Genomic DNA, 17,222 nt, shown 5'->3' with positions numbered 1-17,222 from the left:
CCGTCCCGGCGTTGCCACTTGCGACCGGTGCGCCACATCCAATGAGGATGTTCGCGCCACCGATGCTTAATCGCAAGTGGCAAATAAAGGCTTAACGGCCCGGTAATCCATCGTTCGGCGTCGGCGAAGGTTCCCGCGGCAGACACCAAGCCGGCTCAATCGTCGCGCGAAACCTTTTCCCGGCGTTCGTGCGCTTCCTGCGCCTCCACCGTCATGGTGGCGATCGGACGCGCTTCCAGCCGCCCGAGGCCGATCGGCTCGCCAGTCACCTCGCAATAGCCGTATTCGCCTTCCTCGATCCGGCGCAAGGCCGCATCGATCTTGGCGATAAGTTTGCGCTGGCGATCGCGTGTGCGCAATTCGATGCCCCAGTCCGTTTCGCTGGAAGCGCGGTCATTAAGATCAGGCTCACGCAGGGGCCCGTCCTGAAGCTGCTGCAGCGTGTCGGCGGCAGCCTCGAGAATGGAGCGCTTCCAAGCCTGCAGCAGCCTTCGGAAATAATCCTGCTGAGCCTCGCTCATATAAGGCTCGTCTTCGGTGGGAACGTAAGCGCCGCCAATGGCACGCTTCGCCTTGGCGAGAACATCAATTTCGTCAGATAGGGCCGTTGCCATCCAGAGAAACTCCGCACGTGTCTTCACAGACCGCCAACGCCCTTCAGCCCCGGATTTTTTCCGGTGACCGTAAAACGGTCCATGGGTTGCGCGGCGCTATAAGTCGGCAGTTTTCCGCGCACAAGCTTATATGCTTGGCCGTCCACAAAAATCGAAAGGCTGTCCTGGCCCGGCACGCTTTACGTGGTTGCGCAAACATTCCTAGACAGCGTTAACCAAATCTTGACCGACTCTGCTCCACCGTGTCGCTATCGGAGGACCGATTATCCGGTCTGAAGACAGGGGGTAATGGAAGATGGAAACTGCCTGGATCAAAGAGTATCGCTTCACGCCCGCTACCGCCGTTGATTTCACGGCGGAGGACATGCTGGTCGCAGAATGTCTGGCCGCCGCTGCGCAGGGTGACTGCTCCGCTTATTTCGACCTTGGGGTCGCCTATTCCACGGGCAGCCACGGTGTCGGTTGCGATCTGATCGAAGCGCACAAGTGGTTCAACCTCGCGGCCGTGGCCGGCCATGAGGAAGCCGCCGCCTGCCGCTGCGAAGTAGCTGACGAGATGACCGCACGCGAGATCGCCGAAGCACAGCGCCGCGCACGCGAATGGCTGTCCGCTTCGATGCGCAAGGCCGCCTGAGCCGCGTCAATCGTCCTTACGGAAGGGCGATCGTTCATCAAGCCAGATCTGGTCCCGCGCAATGCCCGCCCGTTCCTGTTCCAGGTAATCGGCGATGGCGGCGCGCAGCCCTTCGTGAACGATGTAATGCGCCGAAACCGTGCGCACGGGCTCGTAACCGCGCGCCAGCTTGTGGCCGCCTTGCGCGCCCGCCTCCACGCGCGACAGGCCCAGCGCGATCGCCGCCTCGATGGCCTGATAATAGCACAGCTCGAAGTGCAGGAACGGCTTGTCGACCACCGCACCCCAATATCGCCCGTAAAGCGCCTCTGCACCGATGAAATTCAGCGCCCCGGCGACCGGCTCTCCGTCCAGGAAGGCCATGACCAGCAGAATGCTCTCACCCATGGTGCGGCCCAGCAGGGTGAAAGCCTCGCGGGTCAGATAAGGACGGCCCCATTTGCGCGATCCGGTGTCCTGATAGAAGGCCCAGAACGCGTCCCAATGCCGCGTGGTGATATCGTCGCCGCGCAGGGCCCGTATTTCGACCCCTTCCTGCGCCTTGGCACGCTCCTTGCGCAAATCCTTGCGCTTTCGCGAGGACAGCACGGCCAAAAAATCGTCGAAGCTCGCATAGCCGCGGTTCTCCCAGTGGAACTGGATATCCTCGCGCAGGAGCCATCCCGCCTCCTCGAACACCGGCACTTGGCCAGGCTCGATGAACGTGGCATGCGCAGAGGACAAGCCATTGTCCCGGCACAGCGCCTCAGCGGCGCTCAGCAGCGGAAGCGCCAGCTCGGATCGGCGGGTAAGCAGGCGGGGCCCCGTCGCGGGTGTGAAAGGCACTGCAATCTGCAGCTTGGGGTAATAAGAACCACCCGCGCGGTGCCAGGCATCGGCCCAGGCATGATCGAAGACATATTCGCCCTGCGAATGCTGCTTGAGGTAAGCTGGAAGCGCGGCCGCCAGTCGGCCGTCCGCCTCCTCGATAACGATCGGCGCCGGTTGCCAGCCGCTGTGGCCGCCCACACTGCCCGATTGCTCCATAGCGGACAGGAAAGCATGCGTGACGAAGGGATTCCCGCCCGGCGTCAGCGCATCCCATTCGCTGGCCGAAAGCTCGCTCACCGAGCCGTGAATCCGGGCGATGAGCGCGCCCTCGCTCACGCCGGGCCAGCCGCTCGTTTCGCCGCCGCGGCCATGCCTTCAAAAATCTCCGCGTCGGCATAACGGGCGGCGCGTTCGCGGTATTCGGGACTGCGCACCGTCCAGGTTATCACCGGCAATCCGCGACGGCGCTGAGCGGCCGCAAACCTGCCGGGCAGGTCGCGCACGTCATAAGCGAGAAAATCCGGCCGTCCATGCCAGAGCGCCCCGTGACGGCGCAACTTGCCCGGCACAGCACGATCCTCCCCCTCCGACACGACCAGCCCGCGCACCGTATGAGGAGAATGCCGACAGAACCACCGGGAGACGCGTGGATCGAAGCTCATCACCGCATGCGGTCCGGCGTAGCCCTCCAATGCCCGGCGTACAGCGAGGCATAATGAAGCGACGCGAGTGTCGCGGTCGCACTTGACCTCGATCAGCACCGGCACAAGCCCGGCGACTTGCGCCAGCACTTGCCGCAAGCCTGGGATCGTTTCGCTGGTGCCCGCCAGCGCGATTGCGCTCAACTGTGCAGCGGAGCGGCGGGCGACCGGCCCGCTTTCGGCGGTAAGGCGTTCCAGCGTATCATCATGAAAAACGACCGGCAGCCCGTCGCTGGAGCGCTGCACATCCAGTTCAATGCCATAACCTCCGGCCACGGCCGCGGCAAAAGCCGCGCGCGAGTTTTCCGGGACGCCGGAACCGTGCAGTCCGCGATGGGCATAATCGTACTCACCGATCCACCCGACCTTGCGCGGGTCGGGCGGCGGCGAGCGCCAACTATCAAGCAGGGCGAACAGCAACGACGGCGTCCACTTCGACGGCCGCGCCCAAAGGCAGGACTGGCACTCCCACCGCACTGCGCGCGTGCTTTCCAGCCTCTCCGAACACAGCGACCATCAATTCGGAGGCGCCGTTGGCAACCTTCGGTTGATCGATGAAGGCACCGGTCGAATTAACGAAGGCGCCCAGCTTGACCACGCGCTCCACCCTGTCGAGCGAGCCGAGCGCCGCCTTGAGCTGCGCCAGGATCATCACTCCGCAAGCCTGCGCCGCCTCGATACCCGCTTCCAGCGTGACGCCCTCCCCCAGCCGGCCGGTGACGAGCTTGCCCTCGACGAAAGGCAATTGCCCGGACACGTGGGCAAGGCCGCCCGCGATGACCACCGGCACATAAGCCGCGACCGGCGCGGCGGGTTGGGGCAGGGTCAGGCCCAGCGCGGCCAGGCGGTTTTCGATCTCACTCATGAGTTTGCAGGTCCTTTTCTTCGCAAGTCAGGCTTTCGAGCAACCAGGGTAGCGCGCTTTCCCAATCGTCGATGCGCGCGTGAGCGTGACCGGCCGTGTAAGCGCAGGTGATGTGCGGCGCGACTTGCGGCTCGGCGCAAAGATGCAGGCGGCGCACTTGCGGCGCAATCTCGAAAACCGAGCCATGATGCTGCGGCAAGTCGTCAATGAACATCGCCCTGCTCGGTCGGTATTCCTCCAGGATGGCTTGCAGCGCCGGTCCCTTCGGCCCTTGATTGGTGAAGACGCGCACATCGATGCCATGGTCGGCCAATTGACGGCAGCGCGCCTCCCGCCGGAAATCGAGGAGGTTGGTCAGCACCACCACGTCCGCATGTTCGCGGATCGCCGCGATCGCCTGCACAGCACCCTCCACCGGCGTCTGGCGGTGCATCTGCCCATCAAAGAACTTGTTGAGCAGCGCCCACATCTCGGCCTGTTCCAGCGGCTCGCCGGTGTCGGCGCGGCGCATCGTCTGGTAGAACTCGCCACGCGAAAGATCGCACCTCACGCCCTCATCCTCGGCAAGCCAATCGCGGAAATGCGCGATCATGTAGAGCAGCACTTCGTCGCAGTCGGTTATGAGCAACGGCCTGGTCATCCACCCAGCCTTTCTCGGGCCGCGACCAGTTCTCCCGGCTCGACCGCCAGCGCATCGGCGGCGGCCAGCAGGTCCGGCTCATGAGCGCGAAGGAAGTCGAGCACCGCGCCCAAGGTGCCCGGTTCGCTCAACGAGGCGCGCAGGTCATCGGGCGTGAGCCCGGTCAGCGCGAGGAACCGGGCGGCACGGTCACTGTCGCTCAGCACCCAGCCCAGCGCGTTCAACGCCAGCGCCTGCGGGTCCTGAGGTGGGGATGGCGGCTCTCGAAGAATTGTCAGCCTCGCTTGTGTGGAATAGAGCGGATCGTATCTAACATCGGTGTTCGGGCGTCGAATGGCAAAGCGAATCCTCGTTGTCGAGGACAACGACCTCAACCGGAAGCTCTTTTGCGACGTGCTCAGGAGCCAGGGCTACGCCGTGGAGCCGGTGGCTGACGGGCTGGACGCGCTGGAACGCGCGCGCCAATTCGTGCCCAACCTGGTCATCATGGACATCCAGCTGCCCAACGTCTCGGGCCTGGACCTGATCGAGGCGGCCAAGAAGGATCCGGTGCTGCGCTCCATCCCGATGTTGGCCGTCACGGCCTATGCCGGAAAGGGGGACGAGGAACGCATCCGCGAGGCAGGCGCGGAAGGCTATCTCGCCAAGCCGGTTTCAATCGGCCCATTCATGCAGGCGGTCAGGGCGCTGTTGTAGGGACGTGCTTGACTTTGCCCGCGCCCGCCGCTTTTGCGCCGTATTTCCCGGCCACAGAGCCGCCCGAACCTATCGGAGTTGATTAGACCATGGATCGCGAAGAGACTTCGGCCCGGATCGCCGCGCTGATCGAGCCTTTCAACAAGAAAGGCGTCGCCGTTACAGATGCGACCCGCTTCACTGACGATCTGGAGTTCGACAGCCTGACCGTGATGGACTTCGTCGCCGCGATCGAGGACGAGTTCGACATTATCATCACGATGAACCAGCAGGCCGAGATCGAAAATTACGGCCAGCTTGTCGATGCCGTGGTGAAGCTGCAGGGCTGACGCGATCCTTCGCGCCCTCTGCCACAAGAAAATTGCGCAACGCGCGCCAAGGAACGAGCACCATGACCGACATGCTCAGCGATGACGTGACTCAAGCCCATGCCGACCTGTTCAGCAAGTTCGATCCCTTGATCGAGATGCGCCGGAACCTGCTCGCTTCAGGCGTGGAGGACCCCTTCGGCCTGGTGATGGAGCGGGTGCTCTCACCCACTGTCGCGATGTGCAACGGTCGCGAGACGATCCTGCTCGGCACATACAACTACATGGGCATGACGTTCGACCCGGACGTAATCGCCGCGGGCAAGCAGGCGCTTGACGATTTTGGATCGGGCACCACCGGCAGCCGCGTCCTGAACGGCACTTACGCCGGACACAGGGCGGTGGAGCAGGCGCTTTGCGACTTTTACGCCATGGATCACGCCATGGTCTTCTCCACCGGCTATCAGGCCAACCTGGGGATCATCTCCACCATTGCCGGCAAGGGCGATTACATCGTCCTCGACATCGACAGCCACGCCTCGATCTGGGACGGGTGCAAGATGGGCGACGCCGAAGTCGTCCCGTTCAAGCACAACGACATCGAGGCGATGGAAAAGCGCTTGCGCCGCATTCCGGCCGAGGCAGGCAAGCTGGTGGTGCTGGAAGGCGTCTATTCCATGCTCGGCGATATCGCGCCCCTGAAGGAGATGATCGCCGTCGCCAAGAAATACGGCGCGATGGTGCTGGTGGACGAGGCGCACTCGATGGGCTTCATCGGCCCCAATGGGCGCGGCGTGGCTGAAGAGCAGGGCGTGCTCGATCAGGTCGATTTCGTGATCGGCACCTTCTCCAAGTCCGTGGGCACCGTCGGCGGCTTTTGCGTTTCGAACCATCCGAAGTTCGAAATCATGCGGCTGGTCTGCCGCCCCTATGTGTTCACCGCCAGCCTGCCGCCCAGCGTGGTGGCGACCGCCGCGACATCTATCCGCAAGCTGATGCATGCCGGCGAAAAGCGCGCGCACCTTTGGCAAAATTCACGGGTGCTGCACAAGGGCCTGAAGGACGCGGGCTTCCAGCTCGGCACCGAAAGCCCGCAAAGCGCGATCATCTCCGTCATCATGCCCGATCTGGAGCGGGGCGCCGCGATGTGGGAGGCGCTGCTGCACGAAGGGCTTTACGTGAACCTCGCCCGCCCGCCGGCGACGCCCGCCAACATGACCCTGCTGCGCTGCTCGCTTTGCGCCGAACATTCGGCCGAGCAGGTCCAGCAAATCATCGGCATGTTCACCCGCGCCGGCAAGGCGGTGGGCATATTGGGCTGACGGTTCGCGTCAGCCCGAGTGCGCCTCCACCAGCTTGAGGAAAGCTTCCATCCAGCCATTGAGGAACTTGGCCGAGCCTTCCACCACCGCTCCCTCCCCCGTCAGGAGACCGTCGCTCCACTGCACGAATGCCTCGGGCTGGCCCAACGTGGGCATGTCCAGATAGGCCAGCACGTTTCGCAAATGTTGCTGAGCAAGCGCAGTCGCCGCCTTGCCCTGGGATGTGCCTATCACGCCCGCTGGCTTGCCCGCCCAGCAGCTTGTGCCATAGGGCCGCGAGCCGTGATCCAGCGCGTTCTTGAGCACGCCGGGCATCGAGCGATTATATTCCGGCGTGACGAACAGCACGCCGTCCGAGCCGGAGACCAGCGTTTTGAGCGCCTTGGCGGGCTGCGGCTGATCGGCGTCGTCATCCTGATTGTAAAGCGGCAGCGCGCCGATGTCGGCAAAGGTGAAGGCGTGACCGGACGCCACCGGCAGCCGGACCAGCGCCCCGGCGAGCTGACGGTTGAACGATCCGGCGCGAAGGCTGCCGACGACGACGGCGATCTTGAGCGGCATGGGAAGCTCCTTTGGGAATGACAGAACTGGAACCCGCCGGGGCGCTTTGCGTTCCGGCTTGCGGCAAGACCTCTCTCATGCCGGAACTTCCGGCTGATGACGCTCCGCCCGGTTCTCCAGCTGATGCAATCCGTTCTGGCATCAATGGATCGAGATGATCCCGTCCACCGCGCGCCATTCCTGCGGACCGATCAGACGGTTATGCGCGATCCGCACTGAATGGAGCGGCCCTTCGATCTCGCGCCGCCAGTAATCGAGGAAATCGCGCAGCGCCGGGAAGCGCGGCGCCACGTCATACTGCTGAAAGGCGAACATCTGCAAAAGTTTGGGGTGATCGGGAAGGAAATAGTGGATCTCGATAGTCGCCAGGCCATAGCCTTCGATCTGCCTGAGAAAATCAGATGATGCGCGGAAATCCTGCGATGCTCCATCCGGTCGGCCCATAGTCCTCCTTCGGCACCGCACGCCGGGTGCGGCGCAACATCATGGAGGATGACACAACGGTAACTACAGTCAAGTGTCTGGCCACACCGGGAAAATACTCGTGCGGTGGAAATCAGCGCATCGTCAGCGCGGTGGCCGAAGCGCACTTTTCCGCCGTCTGTTTCGTGCCGCCGCCGAGCAGGGCAATCGCCAGAAATCCGGCCACCACCAGAACGACGAAGGCGGCCGTGACTTTGCCCAGGTGCTGGTCGATCACCGCCTTGATCGGCGCGCCGAACAGGCGGAACAGCACGCCGACGATCATGAAGCTGATCGAGCGTGAGACGATTGAGCCGGCGATGAAGACGAACAGGTTCATGCCGATGAACCCCGCGGTGATGGTCAGCAGCTTGAACGGAATCGGCGTCGCACCCTTCACGATCAGGATCTCCGCCCCATACTCTCGCAAATAGCACGCAGCCTTGGGAAAGCTGTCCGCCAGCCCCAGCGCGCGCAGCATGGCCTGACCGAACGCCTCGTAAGCGAAATGCCCGATCGCATAGCCCAGCAGTCCGCCCGCGACGGAGGCCAGCGTGGCCACCACGGCGAAACGCAGCGCCCGCTTCGGTTCGGCGAGGCACATCAGACCCAGCAGCGGGTGGGGCGGCACTGGAAAGAAGCTGGCCTCCATAAAGGCGAAAGCCGCCAGCCACCACGCGGCATGACGATGCGATGCCTTCTCCATGGTCCAATCGTAGAGGCGGCGCAGCATCGATTTCTCCGGCAAAGTCGCAGGTGCGGCGTGCTTACCGGCCATGCTGCGGCGCGGCAAGCAGGAAGCAATTTTAACCTATGTGGTTTTTGCTCTTGACATCGTTACGCTCTTCGGGTACATAACAGGAACATCGCAAAAGACCGAATCGAAAGCCGTTCCTCCCGGCATGCGGAGGATTTCGAACATGCAAACGGAGACTCCCATGGCCCAGAAAACCGTGGCGCCCGCCCGCGCGCCTTCTCGCAAGTGGCGCAAAGCCTTTCTTGCCGAGTTGGCCGCGACTTCGAATGTCGCCGCTTCTGCCCGCAAGGCCGAGATCAGCACCGCCCGCGCTTACGAATTGCGGCGCGCCGATCCCGGATTCTACCGCGAATGGCAGGAAGCGCTTTGCGAAGGTTACGATCATCTGGAAATGAGCCTGCTGCAACGCCTGCGCGAAGGCGAGATCAAACCCGCCAGCGGCGCCAAGCGCGGCACGCGCGTTTTTGACAACGCCACGGCCCTGCGCCTGCTGATCGTTCATCGCGAGGCCGCATCGCGCCAGCGGGCGATTCGTGAAAACCGCAATTCCGAAGCCATCCTCGACGCCATCAACGCCAAGATCGAGAAAATGCGCGAGCGCCGGCTGGCCTTGCCCGCGCCTGTGCATGGGGTCAAAGATGGCGCTGAGTAAGCACCTCGCCATTCTCGACACGCTTGATCCCGTCGAACGCCGCCAGCAACTCGGCACGCTTAATGAGCTGGAGCGTGAAGAAGTCGAAACGCACTGGAAGCTATGGGCGCGGCCCGAGCAACTGGCGCCGGAAGGCGATTGGCGCACCTGGCTGGTGATGGCCGGTCGCGGTTTCGGTAAGACCCGCGCCGGGGCCGAATGGGTCCGCGCCGTCGCCGACGCCGAGCCGGAGGCGCGCATCGCCCTGATCGGCGCGACGCTGCCCGAAGTCCGGGCGGTTATGATCGAGGGAGAGAGCGGATTGCTGTCCGTCTGCCCAGTCCGGCGCCGGCCCGTCTTCGAACCGAGCCTGCGCCGGATCGTCTGGCCCAACGGTGCGCAGGCCCTGCTCTATTCGGCGGCCGAGCCCGAAACATTGCGCGGTCCGCAGCACAGCCACGCCTGGTGCGACGAAATCGCCAAGTGGAACAATGCCTCCGAAAGGGCCACGCGCGCCTGGGACAACTTGCTCTTCGGCCTGCGCCTGGGCGAGCGCCCGCGCGTGATGGCGACCACGACCCCGCGCGCGGTGCCGCTGCTCAAACGGTTGCTGGACGATGCCGATGATGCGCTCGTGGTCACGCGCGGAGGCACGGAGGACAATCGTGACAACCTGCCCGCCCGCTTCGTGCGCGACATACGCCGCCAGTACGGCAAATCGCTGCTGGGTCGCCAGGAACTGGACGGTGAGCTGCTGGAGGACGTTGAAGGCGCGTTGTGGACCCGCGCCCTGATCGAAGCATGCCGCGAAACCGACGCGCCGGACCTTGCGCGCGTAGTGGTCGGCGTCGATCCGCCTGCTTCAAGCGGCGGCGATGCCTGCGGCATAGTGGTTGTTGGACTAGCGGGAGACGGCACCGCACATGTGCTTGCCGATGCTTCGGTGCAGCGGGCCAGCCCCGAACGCTGGGCTCAGGCGGCCGCCCGCGCGGCCGGCGTCTGGCGCGCCGATCGCGTGGTGGCCGAAGCCAACCAGGGCGGCGCGATGGTCGCCAGCGTGCTGCACGCGGCCGAGCTTTCCCTGCCGCTCAGACTGGTTCACGCCAGCCGGGGCAAGGCGGCGCGGGCCGAGCCGGTCGCCGCGCTTTACGAGGCCGGCCGCGTGCGCCACGCCGGAACATTTCCGGCGCTGGAAGACGAGATGTGCGGGCTGATCGCTGGCGGCGCCTATCAGGGCCCCGGCCGCTCCCCCGACCGCGCCGATGCACTGGTCTGGGCGCTGACCGAACTCATGCTGGGAAAGCGCGCGGAGCCACGGGTGCGAATGATCTAGACAGCTGCCCTCCTTCAGAAAATTGAATCCCGAAAGGTCTCTCCATGCCCATCCTTCAATCCCTCCTCTCCGCCTTCAAGGGCGGGAGCCCCCGCGTACCTCTGGCGCGCGGGCCGGCGTCGCCCTGGTTCTTCGCCGATACCGGAGGTGGGCGGACGCCGTTTGAGTACAACGCCGCCGTGCGCCGGGCCTATCTGGACAATCCGGTGGCGCAGCGCGCGGTGCGGCTGGTGGCCGAAGGGATCGGCGGTGCGCCGCTGAAAACCGCCGACGAAAGGCTGCTCGCGCTCGTCACCGAAACCAGCGCCGGGCAATCCCTGCTGGAAACGCTGGCCTCTCATCTGCTGCTGCACGGCAATGCTTACGTCCAAATCCTCAAGGACGCGCGCGGCCGTCCGGTCGAACTGTTCGCCCTCAGGCCCGAGCGGGTGTCAGTAGTGGCGGGCGAAGATGGTTGGCCCGCCACTTATGCTTATGACGTCGCGGGACGGCGCTTGTCGATCCCGCCGCTGGACGAAGAGGCCGCGCCTAACCTGATACACATCCGCCACTTCCATCCGGCTGACGATCACTATGGCGCCGGATGCCTGGCCGCTGCCGACCAGGCGGTTGCCACGCACAACGCCGCTTCCGAATGGAACCGCCAGCTGCTGGAGAACGCGGCGCGGCCCTCAGGCGCGCTGATCTTCGACGCGGGCGAAGGCAATGCTCTGACCACTGACCAGTTCGAACGGCTCAAAGCCGAACTCAACAGCGCTTTCGCCGGTTCGGCCAATGCCGGCCGGCCGCTGGTGCTGGACGGGGGGCTCAAATGGCAGGCCATGGCGCTGACCCCGGCGGACATGGACTTCGCCACATTGAAAGCCGCCGCCGCGCGCGACATCGCGCTAGCCTTCGGCGTGCCGCCGATGCTGCTCGGCCTGCCCGGCGATTCAACTTACGCCAATTACCGCGAGGCCAACCGCGCGCTCTGGCGCCTGACCCTGCTGCCGCTGGCCGCCAAGATCTTTGCAGCCTTGGGCGAAGGGTTGGCGCCTTGGTTTTTCGAGGCGCGGCTGGCGATCGACCTCGATCGCGTGCCCGCCCTTGCTGAGGACCGTGAGCGGCTTTGGGCGCAAGTCAGCGCCGCCGATTTTCTCGATCCTGAGGAAAAGCGCGCGCTGCTGGGCCTGCCTGCGAAGAATGAAAGGAACATATCATGAACAATGACGACATGCTGGCCGGGCTTCTGGCTCAGGCCGCGGGGGAAGGCCGCGATCTCGTTACCCTTCGCGCCATCGTGGAGGAAGCGAGCGAAACCGGCGCGAAGCGGATGCTCCAACGCATCGGCCTGGACGACGAAAGCGCTCCGCGCGACCTTTCTGAACTGCGTGAGCTGCTGCAGGCATGGCGCGATGCCAAGGCCAGCGCGCAGGCGGCGGTGATCGGCTGGATCATGCGCGGCGTGCTGGCTTTGCTGCTGCTGGGCTTAGCGGTGCGGCTGGGCGCCATGGAGCTGCTGCGATGAGCTTGCGCTTTGCCGGTTATGCGGCGCTGTTCGACAAGCGCGACGCAGGGCGCGACACGATCCGTCCCGGCGCATTCTCCCGCACCCTGGCCGAGCGGCGCGATCCGCTGCCGCTGCTATGGCAGCACCGAGCTGACTTGCGCGTCGGCTGGGTCGAAACGGCGGCGGAGGACCCGCGCGGCCTGCGTGTGGTCGTCGCGATCGATAACCCGGACGGCGCCGCCGGCCTGGCGCTGCGGCGCAGCACCGTCTCCGGCCTGTCATTCGGCTACCGCGCCCGCGAGAGTCTTCACACCAGCGAGGGCCGAGATCTCATCGACCTGGACCTGTACGAGGTCAGCCTTGTCAATCACCCGATGCAGCACGGCGCGCGCGTGCATCTCGTCGTCCCGGCGAACGCCGGTTGACCATTCTCGCCCCACGCCATTTCCCATCCTCCACAAGAAAGGTGAATGTCCATGGAATCCTCCACCGAAACTCTCGACGCATCGTTCGATCTCGTCACGCGCCAGGAAACCACTGAGCAGGCGGTCGCGGCGCTGCAAGGCGATGTCGAAGACGTGAAATCCCGCCTCGACCGCGTCAGTCGCGCCGCCGGGCGGCCCCTGATCGGCGGGGACGGCACGCTCAGCCCGGAGATCAAGGGCTTCGTCGACGGTTATCTGCGCAAGGGCCGCGAGAACGAGCTGAAGTCGATCAACGGCTTGACCTCTGCTGAAGGGGGCTACGCCGTCCCGCGCCAGATCGACGCCGCGATCGCCGCTCACCTCAAATCGATCAGCCCGATCCGCTCGATTGCGCAAGTGGTGCAGACCGGCAGCGCGGGTTACCGCAAGCTGGTGACCACCGGCAACACCGCCTCGGGCTGGGTGAGCGAAACCGCCGCCCGGCCGGAGACCGCAACCCCGAGCTTTGCCGAGATTGTCCCGCCTTCCGGCGAACTCTACGCCAATCCGGCGGCGAGCCAGGCCATGCTGGACGACGCCATGTTCGATCTGGAAGCCTGGCTGGCGGATGAGATCGCGATGGAATTTGCGCGGGCGGAAGGCGCCGCCTTCATAAACGGCAACGGCACGAACCGGCCCAAGGGCTTCCTGACCGCGAATACGAGCCTGCAGGACGACACGGCCCGCCCGTTCGGTACGCTTCAGCATTTGGTTTCAGGCGAAGCGGCCGGGCTGGGCAGCGTGATCGAGCTGGTGCTGATCGACCTTGTCCACTCGCTGAAATCTGGGCATCGACAGGGCGCAAGCTGGGTGATGAACTCCGCGACGCTGGCCGAAGTTCGCAAGCTCAAGGCGGCGGACGGCTCATTCATCTGGCAGCCCGGCCTGGTGGAAGGCCAGCCGGACCGCCTGCTCGGCTATCCGGTGGTGGAGGCAGAGGACATGCCCGATGTCGCCGCCGGCGCCTTTCCCATCGCCTTCGGCAACTTCCGCGCCGGCTACCTGATCGCGGAGCGCAGCGCGACCACGATCCTGCGCGATCCCTTTACGAACAAGCCCTTCGTTCACTTCTACGCGACTAAGCGGATCGGCGGGCAAGTGCTCGATTCCGACGCGATCAAACTGCTGAAGATCTCGGCGTAACCCGGCCTTTCAGCACTCTTCCCTCTCCCCTCCGGGGGAGAGGGCTATGCCTCACCGCATCGGAGATATTCATGAACCGGGTCACCCTTACTCCCGCCGCGCTGCCGGGCGCGGCGTTGGCCGAACTCAAGCAATGGCTCGGCATCACCACCGGGCGCGACGACGCGCCGCTGGCCGGCCTGCTCAGCGCCGCGCTGGACATCTGCGAGGGCTTCACGGGGCAGATGCCGCTCGAAGCCGAATGCGAGGAAGTGCTTCCCGCCCTCCCCGGTTGGCACGCGCTGACGACGCGCCCGGTTCAGGCAATTGCCGCGATCGAAGGCATCGGCCCTGACGGCGTCCGCTTCCCTCTCGACGCCGACAGCTACGAGATCGAGCTTGAGGCAGACGGCACCGGCCGAGTGCGGCTGCCCAGTTTTGGAGATGACGCCCGCGTCGCGGTACGCTTCACCGCAGGGATCGCGCCGGATTGGAATGCGCTCCCCCCGTCACTGCGGCACGGGCTACTCCGCCTCGCCGCGCATCAACACCGCGAGCGCGAAAACGAGGGCGCGGCGCCGCTTCCCCCCGCCGCAGTTGTGGCGCTGTGGCGGCCGTGGCGGCGAGTTCGTCTGGCGTGAGCGGCGGGTTGATCGAGGCCGAGGCAGAAGTCGACGCGCTCACCGTGCGCCTTACCCGACGTGCCCGGACGCTGGCGGCCGCTTATTTGAAATCCCGCGTCATGGCCGCACGGACGGACGGGCGCGGCTGGCGCAGCGCCAGCCTGCTGTGGCCGCTCTTTACGAAAGGATAAACGATGGAAATCGCCCTGCGCGCCGCGCTGCTTACCTGGCTCGCCGCCGATCCGGCCCTGGCCGACGAACTCAACGCGGTGGCGGAGGAAGCACCCTCCCGCGTCAGCCCGCCGTGGCTAGCAGTCGCCGCCAGCGCCAGCACGGACTGGGGCTGCAAGACCGTCGCCGGCCGCGAGGTCCGCATTGCGCTGGAGCTGCATTGCCGGGGCGACACGCCGGACGCCGCCGCCGGGCTCGCTTCCACGATTGAGGCGCGGATCGAAAGCCTGCCGCGCATCCAGCCGGACTTTCATATCGCCACTATCCAGTTCCTGCGCGCCCGCGCCGAACAACGGGGCGAAAGCCGCCGCGCGATCCTGCTCGAATATCGCTTCCGCCTGCTGGCGCAATAGTCCGTCGCACCACGTCGAACAGATCGTTCCTCATACCACCCTCACCAAGGGAGTTTCCCACATGACCGCTCAGAAAGGCAGCGCCTTCCTTCTCAAGATCTCCGATGGCGGCGCGCCCGCCGCTTACCAGACCGTCGCCGGCCTGCGGACCACCCAGATGTCAGTCACCGGCGAAACCGTGGTCATCACCAGCAAGGACAGCGGCGGCTGGCGTGAACTGCTTTCCGGCGCCGGGGTGCGCGCAGTTTCCGTCAGCGCCGCCGGAATCTTCCTGGGCAGCGTGGCCGAGGCACAAGTGCGTGCGAACGCCTTGGCCGGCACGCTCGATGACTATGAGCTGAGCTTTGAAGGCGGCGAAAAGCTGCGCGGTCGCTTTCTTGTGCAACGGCTCGATTATGCGGGCGATTTTAATGGCGAACGCAATTACACGCTTCAACTCGAAAGCTCCGGCATGGTGGTGTCGGCGTGACGGTCATGTCCAATTCACTGCGAGGTGAGGCCATACTGCCGATCGGCGGCGTCCCGCATCTGATGCGGCCCAGCTTTACCGCGCTGGTCGCGGCGGAAGAGGAGCTTGGTCCGCTTTTCGCGCTGGTCGAGCGGGCAAGCGGCGGCGTGCTTCGTCTCTCCGAGATGGCGACGCTGTTCTGGCATTGTCTGGAAAGGCGCGAGGACCTGCCGCGCGAGGCGGTGGGTGAAGCCGTCGCTGCCCTTGGTCTGGCCGCCTGCGCAGCGCCGCTGCGCACGCTGCTTTCGCAAATTCTGAAAGGCGCGGAATGATGCGAGAGCGAGGCGAGCGACCCCGGCCAGACGCACCGCGCAGACCCGAGCGCTTCGCGTCTGCAGCGCTCGCTCTCTGCTCTCTTACGGCTCGCGCTCTTGGCTGGAGACCGCAGGAGTTCTGGGCCTCCACCCCAGCCGAACTGGCGGCCGCGCTGGGTCTGCTTGCGCCGGGCGCCGACCGGCCCGGCCTGGACCGCGAGACTCTGCAACGATTGATGGAACACGATCATGGATGATGAAATCGACACTCTGCTGGTCGAGGTCCGCGCCGGCACCGAGGGCTTCACGCGAGATATCGCCCGGATGCGCGGCGCGGTTGACGGCGATCTGGTCAGCGGCTTCACCAGGGCCGGCAACGCCTTGGAAAAAGGGCTGACAGGCGCCATCCGCAGCGGCAGCCTTGGTTTTGACGATCTGAAGCGCGTGGCGCTTTCCACCCTGGACGAAATAGCGGGGCAAGCGGTGCGAACGCTGGTCGCGGGCGCCATCGGCGGCGGGGCCGGGGGCAGCGGGGGCAGCGGCATGATCGACTTCGCCGGGCTGCTCAGCGGCGCGTTGGGCCTGCCGGGCCGCGCCACCGGCGGCAATGTCTCTCCGGGGCGGGGCTATCTGGTGGGCGAACGCGGGCCGGAACTGTTCGTGCCCACTTCGGCCGGTCGCGTCGAAACCGGCGCCCAGCGGGGCGCTCGCGACGTCAGAGTGGCAATCAATGTCACCGCCCCGCGCAGCGCCGGCACGCCGCAGTCGCTTCAGCGTTCCTCACGCCAGGTGGCAAGCGCCGTGCGCCGCGCGCTGACATACGGTTGAGAAACGTCGATTCCGGCTTCGGATAGCGGCGATCCCGCTCCTTCATCCACTGGAGACCGAACATGGCATTCTGGCTTGCAAGCAAGCGTCAGGGGCAGGCCGGCGACTGGATCATGCGTTTCGATCCACGCTTCTGGACCGTCAACTTCCCGCGCCCGATGGTGGCAACCATCATTTCCACCGGTCCGGCTTCGCTACGCGTCGATGCCTCGTTTCTGCGCAAGGGCGACCTCGGCGGCCTGATATGGGCGAGCGAAGATGCCCTCGACCACCCTCTTCTGGCTTACCGGACTGACCGCGACTACGCTCACACCTCGCTGCGTTTCCGATGGCGTTCGCATGGCGTCCTGCCGCTCGATGCCGTTTATGGCCCGACGCTGACCATTGAGGGGCGCGACGCAGAGGGCGCGGCGCGCACCTGGTACGTGCGACTCTGGAATTATGCCCAAGGCACCGGTGAGGACGCCATCGTGACCTTGCGCTTCTCTGATCTGCAAGCCGGCTTTTCCCTGCCGGGTGATCCGGTCTGGCCTCGCGCCGTTGACCGCATGTTTATCTCCTTCGCGCCGCCTGGCTATGACGGAAGCGCCGATCCGCTCACCACCGAGGTCGAAGGCTGGATCGAGATGAGCGAAATCCAGACTGACGGCGCGCGGGCGATGCTGGAGATCGGCGACGTCGTGGTGCCGCCGCAAGGGCTGGCCCTGGCAACCGGGTTTGACGATCAGGGGGTGCAGACTCCAGCGCGGCTGCTGCGCAATGCTCGCCAGTTGGGCTATCGCGGATCCCTGGTGCTTTATGCCGGCATGAGCCATTATTTCCGCCTGACGGCCGCGTCCGGAGCATACCTCGCGGGCCAGATCGCCGATCCGCTCAACATGCCCGCGCGCGCCTGGCACCGCGCGTTCTTCGCCGAATGCGCCAGAGTAGGTTTCAGCCCGATAGCCTCACTCTCCTACGAGCTCCTCGACCAGCATTGCCCGCCGGAATGGAAGCAACGCGATCATCTCGGCAAC

27 protein-coding genes are annotated in these 17,222 nt (G+C 65.2%); 18 read left to right on the top strand and 9 right to left on the bottom strand.

Annotation, left to right across the window (positions count from 1 at the left end):
* Nucleotides 1–155 precede the first annotated feature (155 nt).
* Nucleotides 156–614 carry an RNA polymerase-binding protein DksA gene (dksA, locus tag V7D69_RS04665; RefSeq protein WP_324061026.1) on the bottom strand — a complete coding sequence of 153 codons (459 nt, stop codon included), beginning with the start codon at nucleotides 612–614 and terminating at the stop codon, nucleotides 156–158.
* A 295-nt stretch (nucleotides 615–909) separates the two neighbouring features.
* Here dksA and V7D69_RS04660 point away from each other — a divergent pair, with 295 nt between their 5' ends.
* On the top strand, nucleotides 910–1,248 hold the full coding sequence (locus V7D69_RS04660) for a hypothetical protein (protein WP_324061027.1): 339 nt from the start codon (nucleotides 910–912) through the stop codon (nucleotides 1,246–1,248).
* Nucleotides 1,249–1,254: 6 nt separating this feature from the next.
* Here the strand turns inward: V7D69_RS04660 and V7D69_RS04655 are convergent, their stop codons facing one another.
* From V7D69_RS04655 to V7D69_RS04635, 5 genes are read right to left on the bottom strand one after another with little or no spacing between them, the layout of a single operon-like run.
* Nucleotides 1,255–2,394, bottom strand: a complete 1,140-nt coding sequence (locus V7D69_RS04655; protein ID WP_333605173.1) for a GNAT family N-acetyltransferase — start codon at nucleotides 2,392–2,394, stop codon at nucleotides 1,255–1,257.
* Complete coding sequence (locus V7D69_RS04650) at nucleotides 2,391–3,179, bottom strand: glycerophosphodiester phosphodiesterase family protein (RefSeq protein WP_333605172.1); 789 nt, start codon at nucleotides 3,177–3,179, stop codon at nucleotides 2,391–2,393. The genes V7D69_RS04655 and V7D69_RS04650 overlap by 4 nt, the downstream gene beginning before the upstream one ends.
* Complete coding sequence (locus tag V7D69_RS04645) at nucleotides 3,160–3,624, bottom strand: RidA family protein (RefSeq protein ID WP_333605171.1); 465 nt, start codon at nucleotides 3,622–3,624, stop codon at nucleotides 3,160–3,162. Before V7D69_RS04645 ends, V7D69_RS04650 begins: the two co-directional genes overlap by 20 nt.
* Nucleotides 3,617–4,264, bottom strand: coding sequence for an HAD family hydrolase (locus V7D69_RS04640; protein ID WP_333605170.1), 648 nt, complete (start codon nucleotides 4,262–4,264; stop codon nucleotides 3,617–3,619). The genes V7D69_RS04645 and V7D69_RS04640 overlap by 8 nt, the downstream gene beginning before the upstream one ends.
* A complete protein-coding gene (locus V7D69_RS04635; protein ID WP_324063573.1) occupies nucleotides 4,261–4,488 on the bottom strand; it encodes a DUF3572 family protein in 228 nt (75 codons plus the stop codon). The genes V7D69_RS04640 and V7D69_RS04635 overlap by 4 nt, the downstream gene beginning before the upstream one ends.
* A 109-nt stretch (nucleotides 4,489–4,597) precedes the next feature.
* On the opposite strand from V7D69_RS04635, the gene V7D69_RS04630 reads away from it, so the two are divergent.
* From V7D69_RS04630 to spt, 3 genes are all read left to right on the top strand, one after another.
* Nucleotides 4,598–4,960 carry a response regulator gene (locus V7D69_RS04630; protein ID WP_324063576.1) on the top strand — a complete coding sequence of 121 codons (363 nt, stop codon included), beginning with the start codon at nucleotides 4,598–4,600 and terminating at the stop codon, nucleotides 4,958–4,960.
* 89 nt (nucleotides 4,961–5,049) lie between these two features.
* A complete protein-coding gene (locus V7D69_RS04625) occupies nucleotides 5,050–5,289 on the top strand; it encodes an acyl carrier protein (RefSeq protein WP_324063578.1) in 240 nt (79 codons plus the stop codon).
* A 62-nt stretch (nucleotides 5,290–5,351) separates the two neighbouring features.
* Nucleotides 5,352–6,590: a serine palmitoyltransferase gene (gene spt, locus V7D69_RS04620; protein WP_324063580.1), complete on the top strand. Its 1,239-nt coding sequence runs from the start codon at nucleotides 5,352–5,354 to the stop codon at nucleotides 6,588–6,590.
* A 9-nt stretch (nucleotides 6,591–6,599) separates the two neighbouring features.
* Here the strand turns inward: spt and V7D69_RS04615 are convergent, their stop codons facing one another.
* From V7D69_RS04615 to V7D69_RS04605, 3 genes are all read right to left on the bottom strand, one after another.
* Nucleotides 6,600–7,151, bottom strand: coding sequence for an NADPH-dependent FMN reductase (locus tag V7D69_RS04615; protein WP_324063581.1), 552 nt, complete (start codon nucleotides 7,149–7,151; stop codon nucleotides 6,600–6,602).
* A gap of 141 nt (nucleotides 7,152–7,292) precedes the next feature.
* Entirely contained in the window at nucleotides 7,293–7,595 is a 303-nt protein-coding gene (locus V7D69_RS04610; RefSeq protein WP_324063583.1) for an usg protein, read from the bottom strand.
* A 112-nt stretch (nucleotides 7,596–7,707) separates the two neighbouring features.
* A complete protein-coding gene (locus V7D69_RS04605; protein WP_324063614.1) occupies nucleotides 7,708–8,346 on the bottom strand; it encodes a YqaA family protein in 639 nt (212 codons plus the stop codon).
* Nucleotides 8,347–8,551: 205 nt separating this feature from the next.
* Between V7D69_RS04605 and V7D69_RS04600 the strand changes: the two genes are divergently transcribed.
* The 14 genes from V7D69_RS04600 to V7D69_RS04535 all read left to right on the top strand — a co-directional run.
* On the top strand, nucleotides 8,552–9,022 hold the full coding sequence (locus V7D69_RS04600) for a hypothetical protein (protein ID WP_333605169.1): 471 nt from the start codon (nucleotides 8,552–8,554) through the stop codon (nucleotides 9,020–9,022).
* Nucleotides 9,009–10,334, top strand: a complete 1,326-nt coding sequence (locus V7D69_RS04595) for a DNA-packaging protein (RefSeq protein ID WP_324063587.1) — start codon at nucleotides 9,009–9,011, stop codon at nucleotides 10,332–10,334. Before V7D69_RS04600 ends, V7D69_RS04595 begins: the two co-directional genes overlap by 14 nt.
* A 44-nt stretch (nucleotides 10,335–10,378) precedes the next feature.
* The gene (locus tag V7D69_RS04590; protein ID WP_333605168.1) at nucleotides 10,379–11,536 is read left to right on the top strand and encodes a phage portal protein; all 1,158 of its coding nucleotides are present in this window, start codon (nucleotides 10,379–10,381) and stop codon (nucleotides 11,534–11,536) included.
* Nucleotides 11,533–11,841 (top strand): DUF6127 family protein, encoded by a 309-nt coding sequence (locus tag V7D69_RS04585; protein ID WP_324063590.1) that lies wholly within the window; start codon nucleotides 11,533–11,535, stop codon nucleotides 11,839–11,841. Before V7D69_RS04590 ends, V7D69_RS04585 begins: the two co-directional genes overlap by 4 nt.
* Entirely contained in the window at nucleotides 11,838–12,248 is a 411-nt protein-coding gene (locus V7D69_RS04580; protein WP_324063592.1) for an HK97 family phage prohead protease, read from the top strand. Before V7D69_RS04585 ends, V7D69_RS04580 begins: the two co-directional genes overlap by 4 nt.
* A 45-nt stretch (nucleotides 12,249–12,293) precedes the next feature.
* Nucleotides 12,294–13,430 carry a phage major capsid protein gene (locus V7D69_RS04575; RefSeq protein WP_442947039.1) on the top strand — a complete coding sequence of 379 codons (1,137 nt, stop codon included), beginning with the start codon at nucleotides 12,294–12,296 and terminating at the stop codon, nucleotides 13,428–13,430.
* Nucleotides 13,431–13,501: 71 nt separating this feature from the next.
* Nucleotides 13,502–14,050, top strand: a complete 549-nt coding sequence (locus tag V7D69_RS04570; protein WP_324063596.1) for a head-tail connector protein — start codon at nucleotides 13,502–13,504, stop codon at nucleotides 14,048–14,050.
* Complete coding sequence (locus V7D69_RS04565; RefSeq protein WP_324063598.1) at nucleotides 14,047–14,223, top strand: hypothetical protein; 177 nt, start codon at nucleotides 14,047–14,049, stop codon at nucleotides 14,221–14,223. Before V7D69_RS04570 ends, V7D69_RS04565 begins: the two co-directional genes overlap by 4 nt.
* A 3-nt stretch (nucleotides 14,224–14,226) precedes the next feature.
* A complete protein-coding gene (locus V7D69_RS04560; protein ID WP_333605167.1) occupies nucleotides 14,227–14,616 on the top strand; it encodes a DUF3168 domain-containing protein in 390 nt (129 codons plus the stop codon).
* A 61-nt stretch (nucleotides 14,617–14,677) separates the two neighbouring features.
* Complete coding sequence (locus tag V7D69_RS04555) at nucleotides 14,678–15,085, top strand: phage major tail protein, TP901-1 family (protein WP_324063602.1); 408 nt, start codon at nucleotides 14,678–14,680, stop codon at nucleotides 15,083–15,085.
* Between the two features lie 5 nt (nucleotides 15,086–15,090).
* Nucleotides 15,091–15,396 carry a GTA-gp10 family protein gene (locus V7D69_RS04550; RefSeq protein WP_324063604.1) on the top strand — a complete coding sequence of 102 codons (306 nt, stop codon included), beginning with the start codon at nucleotides 15,091–15,093 and terminating at the stop codon, nucleotides 15,394–15,396.
* The gene (locus V7D69_RS04545) at nucleotides 15,393–15,635 is read left to right on the top strand and encodes a phage tail assembly chaperone (protein WP_324063605.1); all 243 of its coding nucleotides are present in this window, start codon (nucleotides 15,393–15,395) and stop codon (nucleotides 15,633–15,635) included. Before V7D69_RS04550 ends, V7D69_RS04545 begins: the two co-directional genes overlap by 4 nt.
* Entirely contained in the window at nucleotides 15,628–16,206 is a 579-nt protein-coding gene (locus V7D69_RS04540) for a tail tape measure protein (protein WP_324063606.1), read from the top strand. The genes V7D69_RS04545 and V7D69_RS04540 overlap by 8 nt, the downstream gene beginning before the upstream one ends.
* Before the next feature lie 62 nt (nucleotides 16,207–16,268).
* A partial coding sequence (locus V7D69_RS04535) for a non-contractile tail sheath protein (RefSeq protein WP_442947038.1) occupies nucleotides 16,269–17,222 on the top strand: 954 nt, incomplete at its 3' end.

This window comes from Novosphingobium sp. (assembly GCF_036733805.1).
Taxonomy (GTDB): Bacteria; Pseudomonadota; Alphaproteobacteria; order Sphingomonadales; family Sphingomonadaceae; genus Novosphingobium.
This window is presented reverse-complemented; position numbering and strand designations above follow the sequence as displayed.

Bases quoted from the DNA above. Each gene is read 5' to 3' on its own strand.
- V7D69_RS04550 (WP_324063604.1), top strand. From the start codon at position 15,091: ATGTCCAATTCACTGCGAGGTGAGGCCATACTGCCGATCGGCGGCGTC.
- V7D69_RS04580 (WP_324063592.1), top strand. From the start codon at position 11,838: ATGAGCTTGCGCTTTGCCGGTTATGCGGCGCTGTTCGACAAGCGCGAC.
- V7D69_RS04585 (WP_324063590.1), top strand. From the start codon at position 11,533: ATGAACAATGACGACATGCTGGCCGGGCTTCTGGCTCAGGCCGCGGGG.
- V7D69_RS04570 (WP_324063596.1), top strand. From the start codon at position 13,502: ATGAACCGGGTCACCCTTACTCCCGCCGCGCTGCCGGGCGCGGCGTTG.
- V7D69_RS04630 (WP_324063576.1), top strand. From the start codon at position 4,598: ATGGCAAAGCGAATCCTCGTTGTCGAGGACAACGACCTCAACCGGAAG.
- V7D69_RS04640 (WP_333605170.1), bottom strand. From the start codon at position 4,264: ATGACCAGGCCGTTGCTCATAACCGACTGCGACGAAGTGCTGCTCTAC.
- V7D69_RS04645 (WP_333605171.1), bottom strand. From the start codon at position 3,624: ATGAGTGAGATCGAAAACCGCCTGGCCGCGCTGGGCCTGACCCTGCCC.
- V7D69_RS04555 (WP_324063602.1), top strand. From the start codon at position 14,678: ATGACCGCTCAGAAAGGCAGCGCCTTCCTTCTCAAGATCTCCGATGGC.
- V7D69_RS04595 (WP_324063587.1), top strand. From the start codon at position 9,009: ATGGCGCTGAGTAAGCACCTCGCCATTCTCGACACGCTTGATCCCGTC.
- V7D69_RS04575 (WP_442947039.1), top strand. From the start codon at position 12,294: ATGTCCATGGAATCCTCCACCGAAACTCTCGACGCATCGTTCGATCTC.
- V7D69_RS04545 (WP_324063605.1), top strand. From the start codon at position 15,393: ATGATGCGAGAGCGAGGCGAGCGACCCCGGCCAGACGCACCGCGCAGA.
- V7D69_RS04660 (WP_324061027.1), top strand. From the start codon at position 910: ATGGAAACTGCCTGGATCAAAGAGTATCGCTTCACGCCCGCTACCGCC.
- V7D69_RS04615 (WP_324063581.1), bottom strand. From the start codon at position 7,151: ATGCCGCTCAAGATCGCCGTCGTCGTCGGCAGCCTTCGCGCCGGATCG.
- V7D69_RS04625 (WP_324063578.1), top strand. From the start codon at position 5,050: ATGGATCGCGAAGAGACTTCGGCCCGGATCGCCGCGCTGATCGAGCCT.
- V7D69_RS04560 (WP_333605167.1), top strand. From the start codon at position 14,227: ATGGAAATCGCCCTGCGCGCCGCGCTGCTTACCTGGCTCGCCGCCGAT.
- V7D69_RS04590 (WP_333605168.1), top strand. From the start codon at position 10,379: ATGCCCATCCTTCAATCCCTCCTCTCCGCCTTCAAGGGCGGGAGCCCC.
- V7D69_RS04600 (WP_333605169.1), top strand. From the start codon at position 8,552: ATGGCCCAGAAAACCGTGGCGCCCGCCCGCGCGCCTTCTCGCAAGTGG.
- spt (WP_324063580.1), top strand. From the start codon at position 5,352: ATGACCGACATGCTCAGCGATGACGTGACTCAAGCCCATGCCGACCTG.
- V7D69_RS04610 (WP_324063583.1), bottom strand. From the start codon at position 7,595: ATGGGCCGACCGGATGGAGCATCGCAGGATTTCCGCGCATCATCTGAT.
- V7D69_RS04540 (WP_324063606.1), top strand. From the start codon at position 15,628: ATGGATGATGAAATCGACACTCTGCTGGTCGAGGTCCGCGCCGGCACC.
- dksA (WP_324061026.1), bottom strand. From the start codon at position 614: ATGGCAACGGCCCTATCTGACGAAATTGATGTTCTCGCCAAGGCGAAG.
- V7D69_RS04605 (WP_324063614.1), bottom strand. From the start codon at position 8,346: ATGCTGCGCCGCCTCTACGATTGGACCATGGAGAAGGCATCGCATCGT.